Origin of the sequence: Halobacteriovorax sp. YZS-3-1 (assembly GCF_047084945.1) — a bacterium.
GTDB lineage: Bacteria > Bdellovibrionota > Bacteriovoracia > Bacteriovoracales > Bacteriovoracaceae > Halobacteriovorax_A > Halobacteriovorax_A vibrionivorans.
The window spans coordinates 703573-730428 of sequence record NZ_JBKIYI010000001.1 but is presented as its reverse complement, the minus strand read 5'-3'; the positions used below and the strand labels follow the sequence as shown (position 1 = coordinate 730428).

At 36.6% G+C, this 26856-nt stretch carries 25 protein-coding genes; 3 read left to right on the top strand and 22 right to left on the bottom strand.

The annotated features are described in order from the left end of the window. Positions 1-102: 102 nt before the first annotated feature. Positions 103-1635 (top strand): hypothetical protein, encoded by a 1533-nt coding sequence (locus tag ACMAZI_RS03525; protein WP_334678030.1) that lies wholly within the window; start codon positions 103-105, stop codon positions 1633-1635. A gap of 2 nt (positions 1636-1637) precedes the next feature. Here the strand turns inward: ACMAZI_RS03525 and ACMAZI_RS03520 are convergent, their stop codons facing one another. Continuing rightward, entirely contained in the window at positions 1638-2696 is a 1059-nt protein-coding gene (locus ACMAZI_RS03520; RefSeq protein WP_412473765.1) for a Crp/Fnr family transcriptional regulator, read from the bottom strand. Positions 2697-2740: 44 nt separating this feature from the next. Continuing rightward, positions 2741-3907, bottom strand: a complete 1167-nt coding sequence (locus ACMAZI_RS03515; protein ID WP_114705570.1) for a thiolase family protein — start codon at positions 3905-3907, stop codon at positions 2741-2743. Between the two features lie 120 nt (positions 3908-4027). Between ACMAZI_RS03515 and ACMAZI_RS03510 the strand changes: the two genes are divergently transcribed. Together ACMAZI_RS03510 and ACMAZI_RS03505 are read left to right on the top strand one after the other, a co-directional pair. Further along, complete coding sequence (locus ACMAZI_RS03510; protein WP_114705571.1) at positions 4028-4462, top strand: hypothetical protein; 435 nt, start codon at positions 4028-4030, stop codon at positions 4460-4462. Between the two features lie 96 nt (positions 4463-4558). Then, the gene (locus tag ACMAZI_RS03505) at positions 4559-4900 is read left to right on the top strand and encodes a hypothetical protein (protein WP_334678027.1); all 342 of its coding nucleotides are present in this window, start codon (positions 4559-4561) and stop codon (positions 4898-4900) included. 73 nt (positions 4901-4973) lie between these two features. Here ACMAZI_RS03505 and ACMAZI_RS03500 read toward each other — a convergent pair whose 3' ends face one another. The 20 genes from ACMAZI_RS03500 to ACMAZI_RS03405 all read right to left on the bottom strand — a co-directional run bounded on the left by ACMAZI_RS03500 (position 4974) and on the right by ACMAZI_RS03405 (position 26836). Beyond that, positions 4974-6254 carry a flagellar hook protein FlgE gene (locus ACMAZI_RS03500; RefSeq protein ID WP_114705573.1) on the bottom strand — a complete coding sequence of 427 codons (1281 nt, stop codon included), beginning with the start codon at positions 6252-6254 and terminating at the stop codon, positions 4974-4976. A gap of 131 nt (positions 6255-6385) precedes the next feature. Further along, positions 6386-6850 carry a TIGR02530 family flagellar biosynthesis protein gene (locus ACMAZI_RS03495; RefSeq protein ID WP_114705574.1) on the bottom strand — a complete coding sequence of 155 codons (465 nt, stop codon included), beginning with the start codon at positions 6848-6850 and terminating at the stop codon, positions 6386-6388. Between the two features lie 10 nt (positions 6851-6860). Next, positions 6861-7730 carry a flagellar hook assembly protein FlgD gene (locus ACMAZI_RS03490; RefSeq protein ID WP_120405373.1) on the bottom strand — a complete coding sequence of 290 codons (870 nt, stop codon included), beginning with the start codon at positions 7728-7730 and terminating at the stop codon, positions 6861-6863. Beyond that, positions 7730-9265, bottom strand: a complete 1536-nt coding sequence (locus ACMAZI_RS03485) for a hypothetical protein (RefSeq protein WP_120405374.1) — start codon at positions 9263-9265, stop codon at positions 7730-7732. Before ACMAZI_RS03485 ends, ACMAZI_RS03490 begins: the two co-directional genes overlap by 1 nt. Before the next feature lie 77 nt (positions 9266-9342). Continuing rightward, the gene (locus ACMAZI_RS03480; protein WP_114705577.1) at positions 9343-9873 is read right to left on the bottom strand and encodes a MotE family protein; all 531 of its coding nucleotides are present in this window, start codon (positions 9871-9873) and stop codon (positions 9343-9345) included. Then, complete coding sequence (locus tag ACMAZI_RS03475; RefSeq protein ID WP_114705578.1) at positions 9874-10332, bottom strand: flagellar FliJ family protein; 459 nt, start codon at positions 10330-10332, stop codon at positions 9874-9876. A gap of 4 nt (positions 10333-10336) precedes the next feature. Further along, positions 10337-11713 carry a FliI/YscN family ATPase gene (locus ACMAZI_RS03470; protein WP_114705579.1) on the bottom strand — a complete coding sequence of 459 codons (1377 nt, stop codon included), beginning with the start codon at positions 11711-11713 and terminating at the stop codon, positions 10337-10339. Then, entirely contained in the window at positions 11700-12515 is an 816-nt protein-coding gene (locus ACMAZI_RS03465; protein ID WP_114705580.1) for a FliH/SctL family protein, read from the bottom strand. Before ACMAZI_RS03465 ends, ACMAZI_RS03470 begins: the two co-directional genes overlap by 14 nt. A gap of 27 nt (positions 12516-12542) precedes the next feature. Further along, positions 12543-13574 carry a flagellar motor switch protein FliG gene (fliG, locus tag ACMAZI_RS03460; RefSeq protein ID WP_114705581.1) on the bottom strand — a complete coding sequence of 344 codons (1032 nt, stop codon included), beginning with the start codon at positions 13572-13574 and terminating at the stop codon, positions 12543-12545. Positions 13575-13624: 50 nt separating this feature from the next. Further along, positions 13625-15286, bottom strand: a complete 1662-nt coding sequence (fliF, locus tag ACMAZI_RS03455; RefSeq protein ID WP_114705582.1) for a flagellar basal-body MS-ring/collar protein FliF — start codon at positions 15284-15286, stop codon at positions 13625-13627. 65 nt (positions 15287-15351) lie between these two features. After that, positions 15352-15726, bottom strand: a complete 375-nt coding sequence (gene fliE, locus ACMAZI_RS03450; RefSeq protein WP_412473766.1) for a flagellar hook-basal body complex protein FliE — start codon at positions 15724-15726, stop codon at positions 15352-15354. A 16-nt stretch (positions 15727-15742) separates the two neighbouring features. After that, complete coding sequence (gene flgC, locus ACMAZI_RS03445) at positions 15743-16186, bottom strand: flagellar basal body rod protein FlgC (protein ID WP_114705583.1); 444 nt, start codon at positions 16184-16186, stop codon at positions 15743-15745. 9 nt (positions 16187-16195) lie between these two features. Next, entirely contained in the window at positions 16196-16603 is a 408-nt protein-coding gene (flgB, locus tag ACMAZI_RS03440) for a flagellar basal body rod protein FlgB (RefSeq protein WP_114705584.1), read from the bottom strand. A gap of 8 nt (positions 16604-16611) precedes the next feature. Beyond that, positions 16612-17544 carry a sigma-54-dependent transcriptional regulator gene (locus tag ACMAZI_RS03435; RefSeq protein WP_114705585.1) on the bottom strand — a complete coding sequence of 311 codons (933 nt, stop codon included), beginning with the start codon at positions 17542-17544 and terminating at the stop codon, positions 16612-16614. A gap of 39 nt (positions 17545-17583) precedes the next feature. Continuing rightward, positions 17584-20262: a tetratricopeptide repeat protein gene (locus ACMAZI_RS03430; RefSeq protein WP_114705586.1), complete on the bottom strand. Its 2679-nt coding sequence runs from the start codon at positions 20260-20262 to the stop codon at positions 17584-17586. 237 nt (positions 20263-20499) lie between these two features. Then, positions 20500-22020, bottom strand: coding sequence for a sigma-54-dependent transcriptional regulator (locus ACMAZI_RS03425; protein WP_158536749.1), 1521 nt, complete (start codon positions 22018-22020; stop codon positions 20500-20502). A gap of 173 nt (positions 22021-22193) precedes the next feature. Further along, a complete protein-coding gene (locus ACMAZI_RS03420; protein WP_133296865.1) occupies positions 22194-22424 on the bottom strand; it encodes a hypothetical protein in 231 nt (76 codons plus the stop codon). Positions 22425-22473: 49 nt separating this feature from the next. Next, complete coding sequence (gene metK / locus ACMAZI_RS03415; protein ID WP_114705588.1) at positions 22474-23640, bottom strand: methionine adenosyltransferase; 1167 nt, start codon at positions 23638-23640, stop codon at positions 22474-22476. A gap of 117 nt (positions 23641-23757) precedes the next feature. Continuing rightward, positions 23758-25437, bottom strand: coding sequence for a hypothetical protein (locus ACMAZI_RS03410; RefSeq protein ID WP_412473767.1), 1680 nt, complete (start codon positions 25435-25437; stop codon positions 23758-23760). Further along, complete coding sequence (locus ACMAZI_RS03405; protein WP_412473768.1) at positions 25421-26836, bottom strand: Mur ligase family protein; 1416 nt, start codon at positions 26834-26836, stop codon at positions 25421-25423. Before ACMAZI_RS03405 ends, ACMAZI_RS03410 begins: the two co-directional genes overlap by 17 nt. Positions 26837-26856: the final 20 nt, after the last annotated feature.

Genomic DNA, 26856 nt, shown 5'->3' with positions numbered 1-26856 from the left:
AAATATTGCCGTTTTCCCACCATTAAATGCTTTTGAATACTTAAGTAAAAGGGGCCGAAATTTTCTTTAAGTTTTCTTAAACTAAAACCGATAAGTTAGTTGATGAAAAAGTTATTAATGGTTGTAACATTTATTTTAATGGCCTCATGTGCAAAAGAAGAATTCGCTACACCAAAGAATTCTAATGGTTTTAGCACTCCACAAACAGAGACTGGAGCTGGCACAGTTGGAACAAGCTTTACTTACGTTCAACCACCTGTTGACCTACTCTTCGTATGGGACAACACATCTAGTTCAACATTCATTAATAACAATACAAAAGCGGCCCTAAATAATGTCGTAAATAATATTTCAGAAAGATTTGATTATCATGTTATGCTTGCCCCGCTTGTCTCAAGTGGTGGTGTAAATGCCGGGACATATTTCTTTTCAAAAGATGGAACTTCACCAGGTGGCGGTGTTCAAAATATTTCGAAACATCAAGCCTCTACAGTGATTGGTCAATTTCCACCAGCAGGTGGAACAGGAGAGGCCGGTCTCCAAAGAATCAATGACCTTATTAAGAATAATCAATCAAATGGTGTCTTTAGAGACGAAGCCTATACATTAATTATTCTCATGTCTAATGAAGATAGTAGTAATTGGAACACGACAGGATATAGCCTTCCAGGAAATCATCCTGTTGCAGAAGAATATATGAAAGGTAAAGTACACGACCTACTTTGTATGCGTGGAAATTATGATGGCTCTTTTCATTCAGGGGCAAAAAATCCAACATATAATGCTAGCTGTAGTGGAGTTGGAAGCTACCGTCTAAATTCAACAATGATGAGATTAATTTCAATTACAGCAGCTGCTGAGCCAGGTTCATCATCTTGTCCACAAGTTGGAGATGGAGAAAAGAATTGGATTTACCGAAAAGCAAGTCAATCTGTCTTAAGTACGGCCTATACAAACTTAACGGGTGGATATCCGTTTATTCCTGCTTCAGTAACAAATGGTGATCAAGTAGATATTTGTAATACTAGCTTTAGATCGTTATTTAGCTCTGTTAATAGCGCTATTGATGATGCCATTATTGCCCATAAGTATAACTTCATTAAAATTGCAGACCCTAATAAATTAGTTGATCCTGATACAATTGTTCTGACAAAATCAGGTGTAAATATTCCTGAGTACACAGGTTCCGGAAGTGGTTTTACATATCGCGGTGTTATGACGAATAAAGATACTCGTTATGAACCAACAGCGGGAGAGCCTCAGACAGGACATATGATCCAACTACATGGAAATGCTAGACTTACTTACCCAGAATCAATTCAATACTACTATGAAGCACCTAAGAAATTTTATGGTTATGTTCACTTGGATGCAAAACCACAATTAGGTTCGATATCATTAAAGATTAATGGCAGTACAATTTCAGAGAGTTCCTCAAATGGTTGGAAGCTTATGATGAATGGTTCAGAGCCTCAATACTTCTCAAACTTTAATATTAGAGTCGTTTCTGAATCAGATACAACTCCAGCATACCCTTCTGTAATCAAATCGGGTTACTTCCTAAAACTGTACGGAAGTGCAGTTTATAGTGATGGTGCTAATGTTGAAGTTAACTTCTACCCAACTGGAGAATAGTTTTAGTAACTATTGCCTGACTTCTCTTCATTAATTCTTTGCCAAGCATCTTGAAAAACAAGACCAGGAAGCATCTTAAAAAGTGAATCAACATTTACCATATTTGTCATATTACCTTGATCATCAACAAGAATATCTTCCACAATACCAGAGACAATGGCAGGTTTTAGATCACCTGAATTTACAATGGCCTGTCCTTCTTTTAATTCATCAATGATGGCACTCAAATTTACAGAAGCTTTTCCGCTTGTCACATTCTTAGCAAGAAGCTGGGCTTTCATACGAGAAAGGATCATATTACACTTACGTGTGGTTTTAGTTTTCTTATCATCTGTTTTAACTTTTTCACCATTAACATAAGCAACAATAAGCCTTAATGAATCAAGATCAGGAATTTTCACCAATTTTTCTTGGCCATCTTTATCAGCTTCCATCACTATAATTCCCTCACGCTTTAGAAGCTCTATCATTTCTTCAAACTTAATCTCAGCAACACCAAAAATATCAAAGAGGTAGTAGCGAATCGAATTCATATGAATTCGATGTGCACCGTCTTCACCTTTTTGAGCATGTACTTTAGAAGAAAGATAAATTCCCGCAAGAATTCTCAATACATCAGTTGTATGAAAGAAAACGTACTCACCGACTTTTCCATCTTTTCCAAAACCGACAGAGTTGGTTTCAAGTTGCTTAACACGATCATTTGTTTTTCTTAGTCGATCAGCAAGAGTATTAACGATTGTTTTAAACCAAGGATTTAGGCCTTGCATTGTTTTATCAAATGCTGCAAAGGTTACACGAACAACATCTGTAGGTACTATCGCAGCAGCAGAACAACTACGACGAGAACCCTTTTCATCAAAGTATGCCATCTCACCAATAACCTCACCTGCGCGAAGAATGGCAATTTCAACAAAACCCTGTCCCTTTGGGATATAGAGTCTAATTTGACCTTTTTGAATAATGTAGAGTGAGTCTGCTGGATCGTTTTGGTTGAAGAGAACTTCACCTGCTTTGAAACGTACGATACCAGATTTATGTTGCTTTTGCGTTTGGGCCATCCATAGTCCTACTTAAAAAGCAGGACCATGAAAGTCCTGCAAATTTATTTAATTTTTTCTAGTATTAATGATAAGGCTTCACCGCCCCCAATGCAAATAGAAGCTAGTCCGTATTTTGCATCTTTATTTTTCATTGCTGTCATAAGTGTCACAACAATACGTGTTCCAGAAGTTCCAATTGGGTGTCCAAGAGAAACACCTGAACCATAAATATTAAGTTTGTCGTGTGGAATCTTCAGCTCTTCCATTGCGGCCATTGGAACTGCAGCAAATGCTTCATTGATTTCAAATACATCAATATCAGAGATATTTAATCCAGTTTTTTCAAGATTCTTCTTCATTGCTTCAATTGGAGCAGTTGTAAACCAAGTTGGTGCTTGAGCGTGTGATGCCCAACCTACGATTTTAAAATCAGCTTGGTCCTTATATTCTTCACCAGCAAGAACAACAGCGGCAGCTCCATCATTAATTGTTGAAGCATTAGCAGCAGTGATTGTTCCATCTTTTTTGAATGCTGGCCTAAGAGCAGGAATCTTATCGAATTTTGCTTTAAATGGCCCTTCATCTTCAGAAACAACAGTATCACCTTTACGGCCCTTAATTGTTACTGGAGCGATCTCATCTTTAAAGATTCCAGCTTCGATTGCAGCTTGTGCTCTTTTAAAAGATTCAATTGAGTAAGCATCTTGAGCTTCTCTTGAAAGGTTATACTTTTCTGTACACTCTTCAGCACAACTTCCCATTGGTTGGTCAGAGTAAACATCCCAAAGTCCATCCCACTGCATAGCATCTTTAACTTCTGCAGCACCAAACTTTGCAACACCAGTTCTAGAATTCATTAATAAGTGAGGAGCTTGTGACATATTTTCCATACCACCAGCAACAACAACTTGGTTATCACCTGTCATAATTGACTGAGCACCAGAGATGATTGTCTTCATTCCCGATCCGCATACTTTATTAATTGTCGTACATGGAGTTGCTTCACTTAGTCCTGCAAAAATAGCAGCTTGGCGAGCAGGGGCTTGACCCACACCGGCCTGAACAACGTTACCCATAAATACTTCATCAACTTTATCTTTTGCGATACCAGCTTTCTCAACTGCTGATTCAATTGCAGTTGCACCTAGCTGAGTCGCTTTTACTTGTGCTAGCGAACTTAAAAAGCTTCCACTTGGAGTTCTTGCTCCAGAAAGGATATAAACACTCATTATTGTCTCCTTTGATTTAATCTTATTTAAAGTCCAGATATATTGACACACAAATAGTGCGTTGTTAATTATCTTCTATTGATTTAATACTTATTAGCACCCTACTCAAAGGATATACGAATGCTTTCAAGAACAAATGGGCCGTTTTTAATTGATCTACCAAATGAATGGGCAGATTCAGTACTTGAACTTCTTCAGGATACATATCGCAATGAGTTAGTCGACGCCAGTAAGGTTTTTGAAATATATGGCCAATTATACAAAGGTGAAGTTCTTGTTATCGCTTCCCTTGTTGATGCTACAAATGAAGCGGCACCTGCAACAACATATTTTGCGTCGATGGATCTAGCTGATGACGCAGATCATACAAAGCTACTAGAAGGCCTTGTGGATTCTATCGGTGCATTCTTTGACCAATTCTTTGCAGATAGTGAATGGAATGACTACCAAGACATGTGGAAAGAAGAGCAATTTAAAGGCACAAAAATATACTGCAAGGTGACAAGAGAAAACGTTGGTCTAACAATCAAGGCCGATCGACTTCTTAATCAGTAAGGTATGCGTCATAGAGTTAACTCAGGTTTACTTGCCATAGTTTTAAAACTCTCCTAGCATTTTTATATAAGTTATTTTGAATAAAGAGGGACTTTTATGAAAAAGCTACTTTGCCTAGCACTACTACTTTTTCTCACACAAAAAATCTGGGCCCAAGAAGAGCGCCATCGCGTAATTGATGGACAAATTAATTGGGGACCATTTGTAAATTGTGAGATTTATAACGATTCACATAGACGTATGTCTGTTATCGACTATCAGTACACAATTACATACACGAATGGATTTCAAAGAGTATTCAATTATAAGTGTCAGTTCGGATGTGAAGTTCCAAGCTTTGATTTTCAACGATTCTCAGGGCCTAGGAATCATCCAAATATCATGCATGCAAGTTGTCGTGCACATGTCTTTAAAGAAAGACGCCATCGTAGAAACTAATTATTCGCAAATAAAAAAGGCCCTCAATCGAGGGCCTTTCTTTTCTTAGCATTAGGAAGTATTTTGAGTATTATTAGCCTTTGATTCTGAAGATCTCTTGCATCATTTTGTCTGCAGTTGAGATCGTCTTCGCATTAGCTTGGAAGTTTCTTTGAGAAGTCATTAAATTAACGAATTCACTTGCGATATCAACGTTTGAAAGCTCAATCGACTTTGAAAGAACTTGTCCACGTCCCGCTTCACCTGGTTTCCCCATTGCTGGTTGACCAGAGTTTTTAGATTCTTTGAAAAGGTTTTTCCCCATTTTGAAAAGACCTTCATTATTATCAAATTTTGCAATAGCGATTTGAGCAATATCTCTTGTTTCACCATTATCATAAACTGCTGTAAGGATACCATCATCGTTGAATGATAGAGATCCAAGAGTTGCTGCTGAAGCACCATCTTGAGTGTGTCTTGCAACAGCTGAACCAGAACCATACTGAGTAGAAGCATCTGTACCATCTCCACCTTCAGAGATTGATTCACCCCATGAAAATGAAATTTTCTGATCTTGTCTTGCACCTTTATTAAAGTTGAAAGAGTTAGATGTTTCGATTTCTTCTTGTAATTGCCCTTTGTCATTGAATACAAGTTGACCTTCTGCCATTTGTACCATTGTTCCAGCAACACCACCTTGAGCATCCGCACCGTCTGCCATAATTCTATATGTCCAGTTGTTATCTGCTGTTTTATTATAGTATGCAGTTACAAGACGAGCTGTACCTACATTATCGTATACTGTAATTGAAGAAGAAAAGTTTGAAGTTTCTTCTGGATTATTTGGATCGAATTCTTTTACTGAAGCTCTTGAGTCTAGGTTCATTGAAAGCTTAACCTTCTCTGTTGCTTGAGCTGGGATCGTTGTATTTCCAAGCTTGATCTCACCTTCTTTGTTTGTTAGAACACCATCTTCATTAGATTTGAAACCAAGAACTTTATAACCATCACTATTAACAAGCTCACCGTCTTTGTTAAAGTGCATTGATCCATCTCTTGTAAACCCATTTCCAAATGGAGCTTTAACTTTAAAGAAACCATCACCTTGAATTGCAAGGTCAGTAATTGACTCAGTTCTTGCAACATCACCTTGAGTCATCATTGGCTTAATGTGAGCTAGTTTTGTACCAGCACCAAATTGGTCACCACCCTCAATACCTTTAAGAGAAACGGCAAGTACATCTTGGAATTCTGCACGTGAAGCTTTGAAACCATTTGTTCCAGCGTTTGAAATGTTATCTGAAACAACGTTCATTCCCGCTCCTGAAGCGCTTAAACCAGATACACCAATGTTAAAAGATCGTAAAATACTCATTCGTCCCTCCTAGACTAAAAACAAAATCTAAATGTTTAGATCTTAAGACGACTAAATGGAGTGAAGATTTTTTGATGTGCTTACAACGACAGGCAAACACTAAGCTTCCGTTAGGACCAGCTAATTAAATCTTAAACCAATACAGTCGAATCAATTTTTGTAAAAACGTTACTCTCTATACTTCCTTTATCGATGGCCGTAACAACCTTCTTGCCTGGTACGTCAACGATATAAGCTGCTTTATCTGTAATCACTAAAGAATCTTTTCCACCCTTACTTTGAAGTTTCTGGAAAGCATCCTTTAGCTTAAAAAATTCATTTGAATCAACGTGAATATTTCTCTCTTGTAGTCTCTTGGCTGCATGAGTAGATAACTTGATTCCATGTTCAGCTTGAGTTTGTGCAAGCTGATCAATTTGGTGGGCCCTATTAATCTTTTCGTTTGAGATCTGATCGTTTAATAAGTTCTTAAACTCAGATTGAGCCGCTTCGTTTCCACCAACATTACCAAGACGGTTACGAAGATCAACTTTCTTCGAACCAGGGACCTGGCTTACATTTGGAATATGAAAATTTGAAATGTCTTTAGTTCCCATTTATTTCCAATTATTGGTTAGTGGATTCGTTAATATTATTATAATTTTTTAACATTTGCTTTTGCAACGCGGCAGAATTTGTACCACTTTTACCAAGCTGCCCATTATTAGGGAGCTTAAAGCTATCTACGTCACGAAGAAAAACTTTATTTCCATTTTGTAATGTAAAAACAGTCTCACCATTTTCAAAATCAACACCGTTTACAATACCAGTCGATTTAGTTTCAGCTTTAAATTTATTCATGTCCTTATCAAAGGCCCAAACTTCAAGACGATAGTCGCCTTTAGCTGCTCTGGTATTATCAAGTTGACGGCCATTCCATGCAAGAGTGTGTTGTCCTCTTCCAAGATTTTCAGCTTCAACTTTTCCAATGAGTTGTTTATTTTTATCGTAAATATTTACGATTACATTCTTTGCTTCTTTGTCGATAAAGAAAGGGATATCTTTTGAAAAAGACTGCCCATCATAACTAACAGAGGAACCTCTTGTTAAAACTTCTTTACCAAGAAAACTTGCACCAAAAAACTTTAGCTCCTGTGGGTCATTCTTACCCATATTATCAAGCTTTTGATTCATATTTGTCATCTGCTCTAATTGAGAGAATTGTGCAAGGTCAGCTGAAAGTTGTTTTTGATCCATCGGCTTCATCGGATCTTGATGTGTTAACTGATGAGAAAGAAGTTTTAGGAAACCTTCTTGTCCCATTTTATTGTGTTCTTTTGCATCAACGAATTTTTGTTCACCAACATCATTTCCGGCTATGCGGTTAAGACGCTCACCTACATTTGCGTTGGCATTTGTATTACCAGAAGTCTGGCGTGGGGCCATTCGCACCTGTGAAAATGAATTTCTCTGTTGTGGTTTTCCAATTTCTGGCATTATGCACCTATTCGTTGACTATATTCTTGCCATCTTTGTTGACGGCGCTCTCTAGCATTCTTATCAAATGTTAAAGAATCTTCACTATCTAATTGTCTCGCAGAATCAAACTCATTTCCACTATTTTCTAAAGTGGAGATTTTGTCCGCTTGTGCATCAAATCTTCTTTCAGAGTCTTTTTTCTCTTTATTGAAAGAATCAGATTGTGAAGCTGTGTCACTCATTTGTCCTGATGTTGCTGTTTGAATTTTAAAATCTGCAACACGGATACCTTTCATATCTAGGTTTTTAAGAAGCTTTACTTCATTCTCTTTAAAGAACTCTTTTGCTTCTACTGATTGCGCTTCAATATTTAGGGCAACCATTCCATTCATCTCTTTATTTGCTGTGATATTAAAGTGACCTAATTGATCATGCTTAACTAACATTTGAAGAGACTTTCCATTTTCAATGCGATTCATTTCAATGTAATTTGTCACTTCTTGAATAATTTGATCAGAGTTTGTTACTGCTGATAAATCAAGAACCTCTGGAGCTTTTGCAAGATTAATCTGGGCCTTAAAGTTTGAAGCTGAATTATCTGCTCCAAGTGCTCCTATTAGATTATTTTGAAGAGAACTAGAGCGGTTTTCAGACTTTGGTGTTTCTTGGCCTAGAATATCCTCAAGAGAAACAGAATTTTGTGAAGACTTCATTGTTTCAGGTTTTACTTTGATTAATGAGTCATTCTTAAGGTTCGCTTCTTTTGAAAACTTATTTAAGCCAATATTATTGGCCATATTCTTAACTTGATTATTTCCAGCAAAAGAGCGGTTTGCAACAAATGCATCTGATGTTTGATGACTAAGGTTAAGCTTTGATGCTTTTCCCTTTTCAAGGCTCTTATTTGGCATTCTTAAAAGTACATCATTTTTAACAGATGAATCCGTTTTTGAAATATCATCTAAGACGGCCTTAGTATTTGTTCCAAGCTCAGCCTGAGACTTGATCCCTTTTGAAGCAACTCTAGGTAAATCTTTATCTGTCAGTAATGTTTCTTTCTGGCTTCCCTGTGTTTTGCGATTTGCTAAAACAGTTTTGGCCTTTTGTAATGAAACAATATTCTTAGTATCAAGAACGCTATCAATATCACTTTTTGGAGCATTTGCCTGATTACTTATAGTAGAAAATAAAGACTTTGGTGTTGATTTTAGAGCAGAATTAGCCTTTTTAGAAAGCTGATTAAGTGATTCAGATTCTATGCCCTGTTTAGCATTTTGAGCTAAATTGGCCTTACTTGAATCTTTTAAATTAGGACGAATTTCTTTTGCTACATTCGTGGCCAAAAAGTTATTTTGTCCTTTATTTTTTCCCCTAGGTTGACCCTCGTTAAGAAGTTTAGAGAACTCCTTATTCAACCCTTTTTTCTCTTGTGCTGTTAGTCCCTTACCTGACTTATCCAATAAGTTAGACGCTTTCAGAGAGTTTGCATCATTAGCACCCTTTCCTTTGCTGGCCTTAACCTGTGAATTTTGTCCTAGTAAGTTTTTAAGCATTATATTCCTTTTTCACTTAACGCTTTGCAATATCTTTACATAAAATTAGAAAAAAATTAACCAAGGAAAGTTTTACCCTACTTCTTCATGGTCATGTATTGCTTTTGAAGACGTGCCGAGATCTCTTTATCCATCATATTAAAGATTTTCGATACCTTAACTGGATCAAGTTCACCTAAAATCTTTATCGAAATCGATGGGTCTTGTTGTGACAATAGATCAGCTGCTGTTTGTGGTCTCATATTTGAAACAACATCAACCATATGGATAACACGCTTACTCTCATCTGAGTCTTTCTTATCAAGACAAGATAAGAAGTTTGTTTGGTATTTTTTAAACTCTTGAATACGCCCTTCAAGCTCCTTCTGATTAACAGCAATTTGATTCTGTTGATTCTTTAAGGCCTTTTCTCTTTGTTCAAGATCCTGTTCTTTTTTGAGAAGTTCTTGAGAAAACTCAACGAGCTTACCACGTCCAATTCTTTTCATTTTCTTTTCAATAGCTGCATCAAGAGCTTTATCGAACTCTTCTTGAGTGTAGATCTTTTTATCTTCAGCTTTTGTATTTAATGAAAAAACTAATAAAGTACTTAGTAATAATGCTTTCATTTATAGTTCTCCGGCCAATTTCTTAGAGTGTCTTTTGGCCATCATTAATTCATCAATGGCCTCTTGGCGTTTCTTTTCGATTTCTTTATTTTGTTTTGTTTCAAAGTCTTGTTTTAAATTATCAATAACTTTAACTTCACCTTTTGCAACTGATAGCTCTTTAATCTTTTCTTGGTAAGCTCTATCAACAGCGTGAAGCTGGTTTTCTAACACTTTAATTTCTTCTCTTTTTGACTGAATAAACATTGGGAAGAATTGTGCATTTCTACCAGGAGTATATGTTTCTAAAAAAGCTTCTTGAGCTTTATAGGTTTCTTCAATATCCTGCTTACATTTAGCAATCTTTTCAAGAAGTCTTCCTTTTTCACTATTAATCTGCCCTAGTTCAAGCTTAACTCTTTGCTCGTTAAACTCTCGTAGTTTTAATAGTCCATCTAATTTAAACTTCTTACGACGCATTTATTTATTCCTCATCATCTGACTGATAGGCTTCTTCAGCATATTTAGCTAAACCTACCATCGAATCATAAAGTTCTTCGATCGTTTGATAATGATCCTCACCTTGCATTTGTTTAAGTAGATCATTTAATTGTTCAATTATGATCATTGCCTTATCCACTTTAGGGTTTGAACCTCTAGCGTAGGCACCAACATTAATAAGGTCTTCATTATCACGGTATGCAGACATTAGATCACGCATATGACCCGCAACAACTCGATGCTCACTTGTCACAACTTTATTCATTACCCTTGATAATGATTGAAGAACATCAATTGCCGGGAATTGGTTCTTAGAGGCAAGTTCTCGAGAGAGAATAATGTGTCCGTCACTAATACCACGAACAGCATCAGCAATTGGCTCATCCATATCCCCACCTTCAACAAGTACCGTATAAATACCAGTGATTGATCCTGCATTAGCTTTCGTTCCCGCACGCTCCATTAATTTTGGTAATTGAGCAAATACTGTTGGAGTATAACCTTTTTGACCTGGAGGATCCCCAGCACTTAAAGAGATTTCACGAGAAGCCATCGCAAAACGTGTGATTGAATCCATCATTAATAGTACATCTTGATTCTGATCTCTAAAGTATTCAGCAAATGTTGTAGCTACATATGCAGCTTTCATACGAATAAGGGCCGAGGTATCTGATGTTGCAACAACAACAATTGATTTTTTAAGTCCTTCCTCTCCTAAATCATGCTCAATGAATTCACGAACCTCACGGCCACGTTCTCCAATTAGAGCAATGACATTAACATCGGCCGAAGACTTTTGTGCAACCATACCAAGTGTTACAGACTTACCAACACCTGAACCGGCCATAATGGCAAGGCGTTGTCCTTTTCCAGCTGTCATAAATGCATTAATTGCATTAACACCAGTATCAAGAACTTGACTAATAGGTGGCCTCTCTAACGGATTTATTGGTTTCCCAAAGATTGACCTTACTTCATTTGATTTCTTAATTGGCCCTTTCCCGTCAATAGGATTTCCTTGAAAATCAATAACGCGACCAAGATATTGCTCGCCGACATTTACTTTTGTCACAAGCTCTTTTAAAAATACTTTTGTTTCAGAATTGATACCTGAGATTTCAGAATAAGGCATTGTTAGACACTTTGGCCCATCAATAGAGACAACTTCTCCTAAACAACGATCACCAAACTCTGTTACGAATTCGACATTAGAACCAATAACAGCACGAGAAAGGTTCACTTCGTATAGCATACCTTTTGATGCACAAACCTTCCCTACCTTTTGGTAAGGTGTGGCATATTCATAGGCCTTGTGAATGGCCTCTAAATCTAACGATTCAAATGGACTATTCTGATTCATCTGAGTCAACCTCTTCGCTTGCAAGCCCTACGGCTTCAAACAACTTATCAAGACTCTCTAATTGAGTTTTGAGACTTCCATTAACAATTCCATTAGAAGACTCGACAATGATCCCCGGTGCTTCAATATCAAAGTCAATTTCAACACGGGCATTTTTAAGCTCTCCTACTTTTTCCTGAACAACTTCTAATACCTCAGGCATTTGCTCAAAGTGTTTTTCATTAACACGTATAAGTAGGTTATCTCTAGTTTGGGCCTCGACAATAAGCTTCTCAAGTAAACGGACAATATATTCTCCATCATCCTTGAGTTCTTTTAAAACAACCCATTTTGCAATTGTTCTTAATAGATTATAAGTTTGCATCTTTTGGGCAGATAGTAACTTAATTCGAGAACTTAAGACCTCAGAAACCATATCATTTAAAAGTAAGATTTTTTCTTCAGCACTAGCTGATAATTCTTCTCTTACTTCTTTGCGACCTTCTTCCTTTCCTAGCTCAAGTCCTTCTCTATATGCTTCTTCTTTTACTTGTTGAATACGTTTTTCAACTTCTTCTCTAACGGCCTGCTCAAAGTCACTATCTTCTTGCGCTCTAATACCACGTGCTTCATGAACAATAGGATTAAGGTCGAAACCTGTCTCTCTTGCTTGCTGTCTTTCAACGCGAATGACCTTTTGCTTCTCTTCGATCTCACGTACAGACATTCCCTCAAAATCTTGGAACTCAAAGTCCTCAACTTCCGAATTCATCGGTTTCTGAGAAAATGATTGAAATTGATAGTCTTTTACTTCTGTGGTCATTAAGCCGCCATTCTAATTAAATTATTATTAAACAAGTGCGTCGCCGTCTCCACCACGAGAGATGAACGCTTTTCCTTGTTGTTCAAGTTCTTTACATTTATGTACGATTTCTGCTTGAGCTTTTTCAACATCTGAAAGTTTCGTTGGCCCAAGAGCATCAAGGTCTTCTTGTAGAAGAGTTGCTGCACGATTTGACATATTTCTAAATAGCTTTGAACGTATTTCTTCTGGTGCAGTCTTAAGTGCAATAACAAGTTTTTGTTGATCAACTTCTTTAAGAAGCGCCTGGATACCACGATCATCAACGTAGACAAGGTCTTCGAAAACGAACATAAGCTTACGAATCTCTTCAGCAAGTTCAGGATCTTTTTCTTCAACTCGCCCCATGATATTCTTCTCAGAATTCTTATCCATAAGGTTAAGCATATCTGCGATAGGCTCAACACCACCAAGTTGATTTGTATCAATTGTTCCAAGAGTAGAAAGTTCAGTCTTAAGAACATCATCAAGTTGTGCAATAAGCTCAGGAGAAACGAAGTCTAGGTTTGCAACTCTTAATACAACCTCGGCCTGTAGACCTTCTGGTAGACGTCTTAGAACATCAACCTTTCTCTCGGCCGATAAGTGAGCGATGATAAGAGCAATTGTTTGCGGATGCTCATTAATTAGGAAGTTTGCAAGTGTTCTTGTATCAACTAGCTCAAGAGATTCAAGAGTTTGATTTGCACCAACATCAATAATCTGTCCAAGTAGTTGCTTTGCTCTATCTTCACCAAGAGCATTTACGATAAAGTCACGAGAAGAGTTATCAGAGAATAGTAGATCATTTTCTTCATTAAGTTCTGAGTAGAATTCCTCTAGAACTCTCTTGATCATCCAAATAGGAGCTTTCTTAACATTAGACATTGCATTGATAAGACGCTTTACATCGTTATCACGCATATGTGAGAAAATTAGTTGTGTTGTACTTACACCAAGAGAACTAAGCAGAAGTGCTGCTTTGTCTTGTCCTGATAGTAGCGAGTACTCTACATCTGGGTCTAATGATTGATCGGCCACTTTTCTCTCCTCTTCCTTAAAGGGCTCTTTTCCTATTAATTAACATCATACTAAGCAATCGACTTATCCGATTCCTGTGCATGAATCATATCATGTACAATCTGTGCTGCTTTTCCAGGATTAGTCTCAACAAGTGAGATAATCTTTTCACGTAGCATATTTCCTTCAATCTTCTCAGGATTGAGCTTTTCTTCAATTTGTGGAAGAGCATCCTCAAGTCCTGGAAGTTTTTGGTTCGCTTGAACCTTCTCTAATTCTTCAAGAGTTCTTGGTAAGAAGTCCTCTACTGTTTCAACTGCGTTATCTGTAACCCACTGAATAAATGGTCTAACAACAACGAAGAAGAAAAGAGAGATCGTTAAACCAATTGCAAGATACTTAAAGATATTCTTGATTAGCTCTCTGTTTTCACGCTCACGCATTAAAGCATCAATTGCTTCAAGATCTTCTTGTTGGAACTCCATATTCTTAATCGTAATCACATCTCCACGACGATCATCGATACCTAGAGTTGAAGCAACGATTGCTTGAAAGTTTGCAATATCTGCTTCTGACCACGGCTCATACTTTGTAACAGTCTTACCATCAACAGTTTGTGTAACTCTCTTTCCATCTAGCATAACTGCAGCTGAAATTTTTCTAACACTTGCTGTTGGCGATTTGGAACGCGTTACCTTCTTAGGTACATTGTAATTACGTGTCGCTAACTCTTTTTTCACGTCATTTCTTGTTTCAGGAACACCTGGTTGAGGCTGTTCACCTGGAAGGTTTGATCTCGCTCCAGGAATCCCCTGTGGAGAAGGACGAGAACCTTGTAAATTCTGTGTATTTGTTACTTCAGAAAGAACGGCCTTATTTTCAGAATCATAACTTGTTTGTGTTGATACACTTTCAGTAAAATCCATATCAACAGACACTTTAGCGATAACCTTACCGGCACCAACTACTTTTGTTAAGATATCCTCAATTTGGGCTTCATACTTTCTATTAAGTTTTGACTCAAGAGCAAGACGATTTGCTGTATTTGCCGTCATTGCATCTCCGATATTCTCAGATAGCTTCTTTCCTCTATGGTCAAGGATTACAACACCAGTCGGTCTCATCCCTTCAACAGATGAAGCGACAAGAGAAGAGATCCCCTTGATTTCTTGTTCCGTCAGAGTAACACCACGATTTAATTCAAGTACAACAGAGGCACTTGGTGGTTTCTTCTCAGATACAAATGGTGATGATTCTGGAATATTTAAGTGAACACGAGCTCTTTTAACACCTCTAAGGTGCTTAATTGTTTTAATAAGCTCACCTTCTAGTGCTCTTTGCTTATTAACTTTTTGAACAAATGAAGTTGTACCAAACGATTGGTTATCAAAGACTTCGTAACCAACTGTACCAGAGAATGAAAAACCAGAAGTCATCATTTTTAGACGAACAGTTTCGATCATATCCTCAGGAATACTAACCGTTCTTCCATCTGCTGATGTTTTCTTTTCTACATTATTTTGACTTAAGAAGACCTCAACCTTTGTCATATCCTCTTTATTTAAGTCTGAATAAAGTACCTTATAATTTGTATGTGTGGCCCAAAGGACAACACCTAGTAGGAAGACTAGAATAACTCCAGTTACAGCAAAGAGAGAGATCTTCTTTCCTGCATCGAGCTCACCATAGAACTCTTTGAAGTTTCTTAGCATTTTGTCGAAAAAATCTTTCACGTATCCTCCTGACACCTGAAGCTCTTAATTCATCCTAAATTAAGAGATCATTAACTAGTTATCAACTAGACTTGCATTCTCATTACTTCTTTATATGCATCAATTACTTTACTTCGAACTTGATTCATCGTCTTAAAAGCAATTTCAGCTTTCTCTACGGCCAGCATCGTTTCGTGGATATTCTTACTTTCACCACTAACTAATTTCTCAATTGCCGTATTAGCTTCTTTTTGTAGTTTATTTACATCCATGATTTGATTAGCAAGAAGTTCAGAAAAACTCTGATTTTTTTCAGAAGGAGCAACCTTTGCAATTTCATCAAATCCTTCTAGCTTAAAATCTCCACCTGGCTTCTCTGCTCCACCAGCTGGGTTTGTCCAATCACGCATTTTCTGTGAGTTAAAGACGTCATTCATTGTTGTTATATTATTGATCGCCATGGTTTAACCCCTATTCCTAGTTTCCACTACCAATTTCAAGCGCTTTCATCGCCATACTCTTAGTTGTATTCATTACATTAATATTAGCTTCATAACTTCTTGAAGCTGAAATCATATCTGCCATCTCTTCCATCACATTGATATTCGGATAGGCAACATACCCTTGCTCATTAGCATCTGGGTGATTTGGTTCATACTTTAAAATTGGAGGTCTATCACTTGAGATAACCTCTGTTGCATGAACTGCTTGGGCCTGCTCTTCAAGCTCACCCTCTAGTACATCTGAAAAGCTATCGCGTGCAGGCTCACTACCAAAAGCAACTTCCTTCTTACGATATGGGCCACCTTCAGCAGTTCTAGTCGTTTGAGCATTAGCAATATTTGAAGAAATCGCGGCCATGCGCTTCTTATTTGCAGCAACTCCTGATGAACTAATTTTTAGGCTGGTTAATAAATCCATTTATTCCCCCTACTTCTCAGAGTTAATTGTATATTTCAGCATCCCAAGTTTCTTATTAAGTAACTTTACAGATGCATCGTATAAGATTTTATTTTCGGCCATTTTGGCCATTTCAGCGTCTCTGTCGACAGTATTTCCATCTTCAGAGACGATTCCATTTGGATCTTCATAAATTTCAGGTTGAAGATTATCAAACCCACCATTGCCAACGTCAAAGTGTTTCTCGTCAGAGGTCAACATCTCAAGATTCCCATCAACGTCTAAAGCTCTTTGTAGTGCTTCTTCGAAGTCTACACGTTTTGCTTTATAACCTGGTGTATCCGCGTTAGCGATATTTGAAGTTAAGATCTCATGTCGGATCTGTCTTAAATTCAAAGAAGATGCTAATGCTTTTAATGTTTTGTCCTCAACCCTCATGAATCACCTTATCTTAAGTTAACAAAGTATGAGTTACCATCACCACGGTACTCATTGATTTTATTTCTAAGAGTTCTAATTGAAACACCTAGAATCTTTGCAGCTTGTGTTCTGTTTTCTGAAGTATGAATAAGTGCCTTCTTGATAAGTAACTTTTCAGCTTCTTTAAGAGACATTAATCTGATTCCTTCTGAATCGTCTTCAGAGATCACATTAACTGCTTTCTTCTCACCGATTTCTAAATGCTCAGCTGAAACTTCATCACCTTCAAAGTTTGCAAGAGCATTTTCAAGAACTGCTTTAAGTTCTTTAACATTATGAGTCCAGTAGTGAGAAAGAATCTTATTCATTGCTTCTTCTTGAACTGAAACTTCTTGACCATCAAGAGTCGTCTTAATAATGTTTCTTGCGATATACTCAAGATCACCAACTCTTTCTCTTAGTGGAGTTAGAGTGATTGAGTTAGACGAGATGAATGTATAAAGACCACGGTAGAAACGTCCTGCTCCTACTAGCTTTGATAAATTCTTAGTTGTTGTTGCAACCATTCTTACGTCAATTTCGTAATCTTGTAATTCACCTAGAATTTTGTGTAATTTCTTTTGAAATGTATCTTCAAGACCATCTACGTTTACTAGAACTACTGTTCCACCATTAGCATTTTCAAATGCACCTTTGATAAAACGTCCAGTTTCTGGATCTCTGTAACCTAAGATTTCATTTTCTACTTGGTTTGACTCATTTGAACAATCAACTGTTACAAATGGCTTACCTTGTCTTGTCGAGTTTTCGTGAATGAAACCCGCTAGAGTCTTCTTTCCAACACCTGCCTCACCTACAATAAGCACTGGTGCTTTTGTAACAGCAACATTGTTTGCAACTTTTAAAGCTTTAACAATTTTAGGATCCTGTCCAAAAAGTTCTGCTGTAAACGTATTCATTTGACCTCCTGTCTGTCATGCCCGATCCGTGGGCAAAAATTAAAGTGTACGTTTCTTTAAATTAATAAGTGTTAATTCACTTCTAACTAATTCTTTTAAATATTCCTTCGCATCTTTGTCATTTAAGATCTCATTTAAAAGCTTCTCACCAAGTGTGAAGTTGTTCTTCTTTAGGCTTTCCTTTCCTAATAAGAACTTTACGCGATTCTTATATAATGACTTATCGAACTCTGTAAGAAAGCTTTCTGCTTCTGCTGTTGCCCACTTACTATTCTTATTAAATAAAATTTCAACTCTTTGATAATTAACCTGCTCTCTTAGACCTTTTGCAACGCTTTCCGGAACATGAAATTCACTAGCATCTTTAAGAAGGGCCTGTGAAACCTTTAGGTACTTATCATACTTCTTGCTTTCATAGATTGATTCAAGATAGAACTCGATTGAGTCGATTAAGTCTTTTGCATCAATAGTGTTCGCATTTGCACCGCTTGCATAAAACTTTTCATATTCTTTTTCTGCCTTTGCATACTCACCCTTTTTGTAGTGAGCTAGGGCCTTATAGAAAGTGATTTTTTCAAAGTTTGGATATGATTTTTGAGTACTAGCAATTATACGATCAACAGATGCATAATTTTTTAACTTCAAATTTCTTAGAATTTGTAATTCGTTCTTGTATAAGTCCAATTTCTTAACTTCCTTGCGTGGAACCCATAGTGGAAATGTGTGAGCAGTTTCCTTTTTGCTCGCTAACATTTTCTCATACATTTTTTGAAATCCATCCCAGAGTGTAAGATTTATATACGATTTTGCGATAATAAATTGTATTTCTGGATCAGCACCTATCTTTTTGAAATATGTATTCTTATAGATCTCCCAAGCACGGATTGCACGAGCAAATTTCCCCTCTGCAAAATTTGATTTAATGATCCCGTACACAATTTCGGCACCATCTGCTTCAAATACTTTCTTTTCACTAATCTTCATTGCTGCAACTGGAAGAGCTGTAAGAAATGTCAGAGCTTCCTCATACTTGCCGTCAACGATGTAGCTACGAAGACGTGTTTGCCATAAGAGCCTCTCTAAGTTAGCGTTAAGCTTCTTATCTGTTCCCTTATCTAGGAATACTCTCGTTTCATTATCCTGTTCACTTCTCTTGTTCTTTCTAATTGTACGAAGACCAACATAGCGAATACGGGCCTCAAGACTAACATCTTGATTCTGTGCTCGATTAATTGCATTCTTGTAAAGCTCAAGGACTTCATTTTTTGGGCGGTCCTGAAGGTCTGCAATCAAGGCCATACGTAACCTTGCCTGTGCTGACTCGCTCATGAATGAATATTTAGAGATAAACGTGTCATAAATTCTAAATGCTTTACTATAATTTGCTTGTCTAAAGTATGCTTCAGCAGCGTTGTAGTAAATAGAACCTAAGTACTCTCCCTTAGTAGACTGTTCAAATGATTCAAAAGCCTCAATGGCCTTTTCTTCATCATTTTGTCTTAGGTATGTATAAATCTCATAAGCCTTAAGCTTTTGTTTAGAGATTATCTTAATTAGAGTTTTGTCATTAATAAGGTTTTTTACTTTATCAACTTGGTTTAAATTGGCCAAAGAAGCTAAGATGAACTCACCCATATACTCAAGTTCTTCATAGTCAAAGTTTTCTTTTGCATCACTAAAGAAGCGCTTAGCGTATTTTAAAGCCTTTACGTAATCTTTTCTTTCACGATAGAAAGTAACAAGATACTTATAAAGACCTTTTCTCATTTCATAATTATCAGTACGATCGACAATATTCGTATACATTGAAACAGCTGTATCAACAGGCTTTAGATCACCTTTTTCTAAAGTTTCACGTAATAGAGCATTTGCCTTCATATAATCATTGTAGGCATTGTAATTATTTGGAAACTTCTTCTCGTAAAGCTTAATTGATTTATACATCAATCCCCATTTTGCTTTTCTGTACAAGTTCAAAGTAAGTTGCATATGGGCCTGAGAATCACTTTTTTCATAATCAAAGTTCTTGATTGGAAAGAAGTATTCTGCAGTTTTTCTATCGAGTCTAATTTGATTTTTCAACTTTGGAGCTAAAGGCTCATAATTCCAAATGAAAGAAGCTCCATATCTGAAGTCTTTATATTCTTTTTCTTTCTTAGGAGCCTTCTTAACAATTTTCTTTCTTACTTTCTTCTTAGGCTTTTTCTTTACCTGTGTTGAAGCCTTTTTAACGAACTTAGGTGTCGACATCTTCGCTTCATTAGTATCTCTTTTTACTAGTTTAGGAAGTGTCTTTATGGCAGCTTGTTTATTACTAACTTGGCCATCTTTCCAAAAGTCTACGTAGTAAGCACGATCACGATTTTTATAAAAAGAGAAAACTTCAACATTCTTCTTTAGAGAGAGAGTAATTGTAAAAACATTATTTCCAGAAGTTGGCTCTGTGTAAGAAACTCTCTTTATATACTTAGATGAAGAAAAGTTCTTAAGCCCTTCTCTTACTTGCGTATAGACATCTCCATCAAGAGTTGAAAACGATACTTCAGTACTAGACTTAGTTACATTTACAAGCTTCTTATCTAGAAAGAACTTAACTCTTAGAAAATCATTATGAATTTCAGGTGTAACAACATTTGCGGAAGCTGTACTAAGGATAGCAACACTAAAAAAGAGTGCTATAAAAGATAAGAAATTTTTGAAATTAAAATCTTTCTTCATGATGGTAGAAACTTCCTGTTTCAAATTTAATAACGTCAATTATTTGGCAATTTCTTCTTCCTGAAGCATGCCCTAACCTATTTTACTATATTTTGAGTTATTTCAAAGGAAAATTTTTCTCATGGGACAATTTTTCCGTGTCAAAGTAATGTCATGACAGATAATCAGTGATTTAAAAAGCCGACTATGAAAGTCGGCTAAAGTATTGGTGTCAATTTGGCATTGAAACAATGTGATTTATTGTTGAATTGAAAAATCTAAATTTCGCTTCTTCATTTTTTCGATTAATGTCGTTCGATTCATCTGAAGAAGTTTAGATGCTTGATTCTTATTCCCATTAGTCTTTGTAAGGGCCTGACGAATTAAGGACTCTTCTACTTCACTCATGAAGTCTTTAAGATTAAGTCCGTTATCAGGAAGATTAACAAGATCTTCTGTATCAATTGCACTACGGTTTGTTAATGCAAGGATCTTAGGAGGTAAGTCTTGTGGACGTATTTTATTTCCACCTCTTAAGATTACTAAACGTTCAATAAGATTTTCTAGCTCTCTTACGTTTCCTGGCCATTCATAAGACATAAGAATTTCAAATGTCTCATCATCGAGCTCAATATCATTTCTTCCATCTGCACTTACAAAGCGAGATAAGAAATAAGAAATTAATAATGGGATATCTTCTCTTCTATCTTTAAGAGCTGGAATCTTTATAGGAATTACATTTAAACGGTAATAAAGGTCTTCTCTGAAGTTACCTTGCTGTACTGAATCCTCAAGGTCTCTGTGTGTCGCTGTAATAATACGAACATCAACAGGTGTCGTTACAGTAGATCCAACACGTTCAATTTCTCTTTGTTGTAAAACTCTTAATAATTTAACTTGTAAAAGGAGTGGCATATCCCCAATTTCATCTAAGAAAATTGAGCCTTCATTGGCCGCTTCAAAACGTCCCATTCGACTTGAAACTGCACCTGTAAATGCTCCCTTTTCGTGGCCAAATAACTCACTTTCAAGAAGCTCACCAGGAATGGCCCCACAATTAACGTTAACAATCTTCTTAGACTGGCGTTTAGAGCATTGGTGAATGGCCCGTGCAACAAGCTCCTTCCCAGTACCAGAAGGACCACCAATTAAGACAGTAGAGTTTGAGGCTGCAACCTTCTTAATACGCTCAAAGATCTTTTGCATAGGTTTAGAGCGTCCAATCATACCGCAGAAAACATCTTCTTCAGTTGGCATCTCTAACTTATAGCGTTTACCTAGCGATCGTTTTTCATTCTTTTGCTGAATATTATTACTAACCTCAAGGCTTTCACGATACTCAAGCTTATTCATCAGTGCCTTCACAACAAGATCCTTAAGATCCTCTAGTTCAAATGGCTTTGTTAAATAATGAAATACACCCTTCTTAGTTGCAGCAATGGCCGTTTCAATAGAAGCGAAGCCTGTCATTGCAATTGATGCAAATGTCAGTCCTCTCTCCTTGAGAAGGTCTATCAGATATAAACCATCTGAAGAACTATCTTCAAAACTTATATCCGTAATCAAGCAGAAACGATTTACAGAGTTTGCTGTAATATGCTCTATTGCTGAATTTGGAGAGCTGAAGCTAAAGACTTCAAGATTGATTTTTTTACTAAGATATTTTGTAATCATCGCAGAGAGAGTTTGATCATCCTCTACGACAATAATGACCGGTTTTAGTGATTGGTCGATTTTTACTTCATTTGCTGACTCTTCGTTCGTGAATGTATCAGTCAAAAAATTAAAATCATTTTTCATGTGTTGTTGCCTCTCATCTTGAGCGGTTAAAAATTGTCCCAACAAAATGGTATCGAACAATCTGTAGACGTGTCAATTTTTTAACACCACAACATTTCTGCCACACAAAGGTTAAGTGCTTAATTTTATTGATTTTTGTATCTAAAAGTTTCTTACAGTCCGTGAATAAGTTCTAAAAAGTAGTGAACTATTTTATCAGGACCTCCTGCCATCACCCAAAGAAAGAGAAAGAATGTTGAGATAGCTGAGAGCATAGCAAAGAATAGCGGCGGAATGGTATAGCCTCTTAGCCAGTAGTAATAGGCAAAACGGCCACCTATGATCATAATAGGTATCGACCAAAATGGTGTGTATCGTAATGTGAACATGAAGAATTCATTCATAGGACTTTATTATATAAAAAAAAGCTCCCAAAGGGAGCTTTATTTTATTCTATAGACATAGAGCCTTTAATTTTTCGACATAAGATAATTCTTCCCAAGGAAAGAAACCATCTTTACTTCTACCAAAGTGCCCGTAAGCAGCAGTTGGAGAATAGATTGGTCTTAGAAGATCAAGTCTTTCGATAATCGCCGCTGGCTTCATATCAAAAATTTGATTAACAGCATTGTTGATCTTAGCAACATCAACTTTTTCTGTACCAAAAGTATCTACTAGAAGTGACATTGGCTCAGCTACACCAATTGCATATGCAACTTGTACTAGAGCTCTCTCAGCAAGACCTGCGGCAACGATATGCTTTGCGATTTGTCTTGTTGCGTATGCCGCTGAACGGTCAACTTTTGTTGGATCTTTACCAGAGAATGCTCCACCACCGTGTGCACCGTGACCACCGTATGTATCAACGATAATCTTTCTACCTGTTAGACCACAGTCACCCATTGGCCCACCAATAACAAATTTACCAGTTGGGTTGATGAAGTATTTTGTGTTGTTATCAACAAGTGATGCTGGAACAACTTTATTAACAACTTCTTCTCTAACTGCTTCTTGAACTTGTGCAAGAGTCATTTTGTCAGAGTGTTGAGTTGAAACAACAATTGCATCAATACGAGAAAGTTTTCCATCTTCATACTGAGCAGAAACTTGTGTCTTACCGTCAGCTCTTAGTTCACCAAGAGTACCATCTTTTCTAACTTCAGAAAGTCTCTGAGCAAGTTTGTGAGATAGATCAATAGTCATTGGCATGTAGTTATCTGTTTCATCACATGCGTAACCAAACATTAGACCTTGGTCACCTGCACCAAGCTCAGTATAAGTTCCTTCACCTTCGTTTACACCTTGAGCGATATCTGGTGACTGCTTATCAAGAGCAACCATTACACCACAAGTGTTAGCGTCAAAACCTTTATCTGAGTGATCATAACCAATCTCTCTAATTTTATTTCTTACTGTTTCTTGAAAGTCTACATTTGCTTTAGAAGTAATTTCTCCAGCAAGTACGACTAGTCCAGTTGTAACCATAGTCTCACATGCAACACGTGATTTTGGATCTTGTTCTAACATTGCGTCTAGAACAGCATCACTAACTTGGTCAGCAATTTTATCAGGGTGCCCTTCTGTTACTGATTCAGAAGTAAATGTAAAATCCTTTAGCATCCTCATCTCCTAGCTATAAATAATTAATACACTAATAATTAATTGAATATACTGCTAGAGAGCCGTTTTAACAAGCTTTTTGACAACTATTTTCAAGTAGTTAGACTCAATAAAAAACTAGTAGTCGCTCTTTTTGACGAAGTATTTGAAATAATGTGGATTTCGATACTTATAAAACTTATCTTGTTTCACAGAATGTACATAAACTTTATTTTTATACTTATACACATCATAGCTATCACCTTCGACATCTTTAAATTCATAAAGAAAATCGAGGTTTTTTCGCTTTAATAAAGTATTTAAACGTTTTGTGTCGTGAATTAAAGGTCCTGTTCTTTCAGGCATACTTTCATACTCATCCCAAAGGCTCGACATATCAATACGACCAAGCATTGATGCACGAGAAAAATAACGAGTTGCTTTAAAGTCTTCGTCTGGCCTTCTTAATTCTTCTAAAACCATCTTTAAGTTTTTGGCCCTTAACTTTCTAGCGGAACGTGATTGATCCGGACAAAAGATTCCTTTTGAAGCTGGAATAAAGAAGTAAGTAAACGAGAACTGTCCTCGTTTAAAAAGAACATTCAACCAGGGATATTGTTTTGTTTTAGAAACTCCATTTTCTATAAGTGCATCAAAAAATGGTTCATTAGGTTCAATCGTATTATATTCTGGATTATCCACTCGATTGATAACGACTTTGGCAACGTCACGTCTTTCACTTCCGTAACTATCATCAAGGCGGCCGACTTCATGAATTAGAATTGTTTCAAGTGCATATAGCTTTCGATAAATTTCTTTTTGCTTTTTCCAAAATTTGTAAACAAGAGCAGACTTGTCATAAACATAGTGACTAAGGGCATATCGGGCCTTGCTCTTATCTTCAAAAATCTTCTTTAAAATATCACTCTTGGTTTTACTCTTCTTAAGAAGATCAACGTAATAATTTTCACGCTCAATAATCTTCTTCTCCCAATACTTTATACGCTTGTATGTTTTCTTATGACCACGACGTAAGACACGATCAAGTCGATCGATAAGATCTGAAATATCATAACGTAAGTCTTCAGTAAGAAACGGCTCATCAAAGCCAATAATACGTAAATAAACACTATCAATTAATGAGCGAAGAGAAAGGTCAGAGCGTCCTCTTTTGGAATCAACACTTCCATCTTCTACAATCTTTCTTAATAAGTAAGTTGAATTAGATTTAGCTTTTCCTTCAGGTGTTTCAATATCTTTATATTTATCGTATTCAGATCTCAAGTGAAGATGATCCACTGGGAACTTAAATGACTGAAAGAAGTATAGACTTCCAAGATATCTTTCAAAGTCTTTTAGAAACTTCTTTATCTCTACTTTTGACTTGATCGCTAATATAGACTTTTCATCTAAAGTCTTTGCATAACGATAGTGATAGTTGTGTTGCATCGCTTTTTCAAATTGAGATTTAATTTCTCTATTTCTTGCCAAGACTTTTCTAAATGAGCGCATTTTAGATAATCTTTTTTTGATATTAGCAATCCACTCTCTTTTTTTCTTCATTAGAGGCAGGTGCTCACTAATGGCATCATCATCTAATTGGCCATCTAACTTGAAAGGAATAAAGATTCCATCACCCAGAAAGTCTTTATAGAGTTTTTTCGATTTGTTATAGACTTGCATATTACAAGTTGCTTTGTATTGTGCTCTATGAAGACTAAGATAATTTTTAATTACCTCTGAATCACTTGGTCCCTTAGCAAAGATCGTGCTGACTAAGAATAGGATGGAAATGGAATACTTATAAAGTTTTAACAAACTCGCTACTCCATAATCCAAGACATGAGCTATTACTCATAACAAGCTGGATACTATCTTTATTAGAATTCTCTTTAATTAATGAAATCAGCATATCTAATTCAGTTACAATTGATGTTTTTACACCGATACCATCAAGATCTGCTTTAAGTTTTTCAACATCAAGATCCCCCTGCCCCTTGGCCGTAGTAGGTCTCATTGGTTTTATGATAGTTGCGCTTGCAACATCCTTAAGAGAGTCAACAAAACGCTCTTGAAAAAGATCACTTCTTGCTGTCGCAGAGCCCGGTTCAAGATATGCGTGAATCTTCTTACCTAGATACTTAAGAGAGATCGCACTTACAGTTTCTGTAACGGCAGTTGGGTGGTGGGCAAAGTCATCAATGATAGGAGATTCATTAAACTCACCTTTCACTTCTTGTCTTCTTTGCACCATTTTCAAATCAAGAATTCCTTCTTGTATTTCATCAACTGTTTTCCCAGCTTTTAATGCAACGATGATAATAGATGTTAGATTTAAAATATTATGCATTCCCATAAGATTGGTCTTAAAGGTATGCTCCCCTTGAGAGCATTTCATGCTAAAAGTAGATAATCCATTTTCAACATTGATAATTTTTACGTTCTCACGACTATATTCTGACCACGACTTATCGGCCGTTTTAAGATCTTTAATACTTTCCCACTCTGAACAAGCGATCACTTCATCTACTTCAGGTAAGATAGCCTTAAATTCATCTTTAATATCTTCAATTGATTCAAAGATATCAGCATGATCAAATTCAAGAGATGTAATAATTAATGTATTAATAAAGTATGAACGAAACTTAGAATACTTTTCAAAATATGCTGAGTCATACTCATCAGACTCGATAAAGAAATACTCTCCTTCACCAGTTCTTGCAGGTGGCCTCTCATCCATTACCCCACCAATTAAATAACCGGGATTCATTCCAAGCTTTTCAAATAATTGAACTCCAAAATAAGTTGTTGTTGTCTTTCCATGTGTTCCAGACACACCAACAACTTTCTTATTTTTTAAAACGAAAGCACCAATAGCAGCCGGAAACGAACAGAATGGAATACCAAGTTCTTCAAGCATGCGAGCATCATCAGATTGTCTTGCTACAACATTACCTACTACAATCAGGTCATAACCTTTAATAATGTCTTTTAAGTTTTCATCTTCGAGATTAAAAATATCGATTCCAGAAGACTCTAGATAGGTACTCATTGGAGGATAGAACATACGATCGGCGCCGGCCACTTCAAGGCCAGACTCTTTTAATAGACAAGCTGCTGCTCCCATACCTGTCCCACATATGCGATAGAAGAAAACCTTCTTCACATTTGTAACATCCTGTAATTTCGTAATATCCATATAATTAGCTAAATTCATTAAAATCTCCAAGTGGCTAA

What these genes read in the sequence shown, in the direction of transcription:
- ACMAZI_RS03525 (WP_334678030.1), top strand. Translation starts at nt 103, where the DNA reads ATGAAAAAGTTATTAATGGTTGTAACATTTATTTTAATGGCCTCATGT.
- ACMAZI_RS03520 (WP_412473765.1), bottom strand. Translation starts at nt 2,696, where the DNA reads ATGGCCCAAACGCAAAAGCAACATAAATCTGGTATCGTACGTTTCAAA.
- ACMAZI_RS03515 (WP_114705570.1), bottom strand. Translation starts at nt 3,907, where the DNA reads ATGAGTGTTTATATCCTTTCTGGAGCAAGAACTCCAAGTGGAAGCTTT.
- ACMAZI_RS03510 (WP_114705571.1), top strand. Translation starts at nt 4,028, where the DNA reads ATGCTTTCAAGAACAAATGGGCCGTTTTTAATTGATCTACCAAATGAA.
- ACMAZI_RS03505 (WP_334678027.1), top strand. Translation starts at nt 4,559, where the DNA reads ATGAAAAAGCTACTTTGCCTAGCACTACTACTTTTTCTCACACAAAAA.
- ACMAZI_RS03500 (WP_114705573.1), bottom strand. Translation starts at nt 6,254, where the DNA reads ATGAGTATTTTACGATCTTTTAACATTGGTGTATCTGGTTTAAGCGCT.
- ACMAZI_RS03495 (WP_114705574.1), bottom strand. Translation starts at nt 6,850, where the DNA reads ATGGGAACTAAAGACATTTCAAATTTTCATATTCCAAATGTAAGCCAG.
- ACMAZI_RS03490 (WP_120405373.1), bottom strand. Translation starts at nt 7,730, where the DNA reads ATGCCAGAAATTGGAAAACCACAACAGAGAAATTCATTTTCACAGGTG.
- ACMAZI_RS03485 (WP_120405374.1), bottom strand. Translation starts at nt 9,265, where the DNA reads ATGCTTAAAAACTTACTAGGACAAAATTCACAGGTTAAGGCCAGCAAA.
- ACMAZI_RS03480 (WP_114705577.1), bottom strand. Translation starts at nt 9,873, where the DNA reads ATGAAAGCATTATTACTAAGTACTTTATTAGTTTTTTCATTAAATACA.
- ACMAZI_RS03475 (WP_114705578.1), bottom strand. Translation starts at nt 10,332, where the DNA reads ATGCGTCGTAAGAAGTTTAAATTAGATGGACTATTAAAACTACGAGAG.
- ACMAZI_RS03470 (WP_114705579.1), bottom strand. Translation starts at nt 11,713, where the DNA reads ATGAATCAGAATAGTCCATTTGAATCGTTAGATTTAGAGGCCATTCAC.
- ACMAZI_RS03465 (WP_114705580.1), bottom strand. Translation starts at nt 12,515, where the DNA reads ATGACCACAGAAGTAAAAGACTATCAATTTCAATCATTTTCTCAGAAA.
- fliE (WP_412473766.1), bottom strand. Translation starts at nt 15,726, where the DNA reads ATGGCGATCAATAATATAACAACAATGAATGACGTCTTTAACTCACAG.
- flgC (WP_114705583.1), bottom strand. Translation starts at nt 16,186, where the DNA reads ATGGATTTATTAACCAGCCTAAAAATTAGTTCATCAGGAGTTGCTGCA.
- flgB (WP_114705584.1), bottom strand. Translation starts at nt 16,603, where the DNA reads ATGAGGGTTGAGGACAAAACATTAAAAGCATTAGCATCTTCTTTGAAT.
- ACMAZI_RS03435 (WP_114705585.1), bottom strand. Translation starts at nt 17,544, where the DNA reads ATGAATACGTTTACAGCAGAACTTTTTGGACAGGATCCTAAAATTGTT.
- ACMAZI_RS03430 (WP_114705586.1), bottom strand. Translation starts at nt 20,262, where the DNA reads ATGAAGAAAGATTTTAATTTCAAAAATTTCTTATCTTTTATAGCACTC.
- ACMAZI_RS03420 (WP_133296865.1), bottom strand. Translation starts at nt 22,424, where the DNA reads ATGAATGAATTCTTCATGTTCACATTACGATACACACCATTTTGGTCG.
- metK (WP_114705588.1), bottom strand. Translation starts at nt 23,640, where the DNA reads ATGCTAAAGGATTTTACATTTACTTCTGAATCAGTAACAGAAGGGCAC.
- ACMAZI_RS03405 (WP_412473768.1), bottom strand. Translation starts at nt 26,836, where the DNA reads ATGAATTTAGCTAATTATATGGATATTACGAAATTACAGGATGTTACA.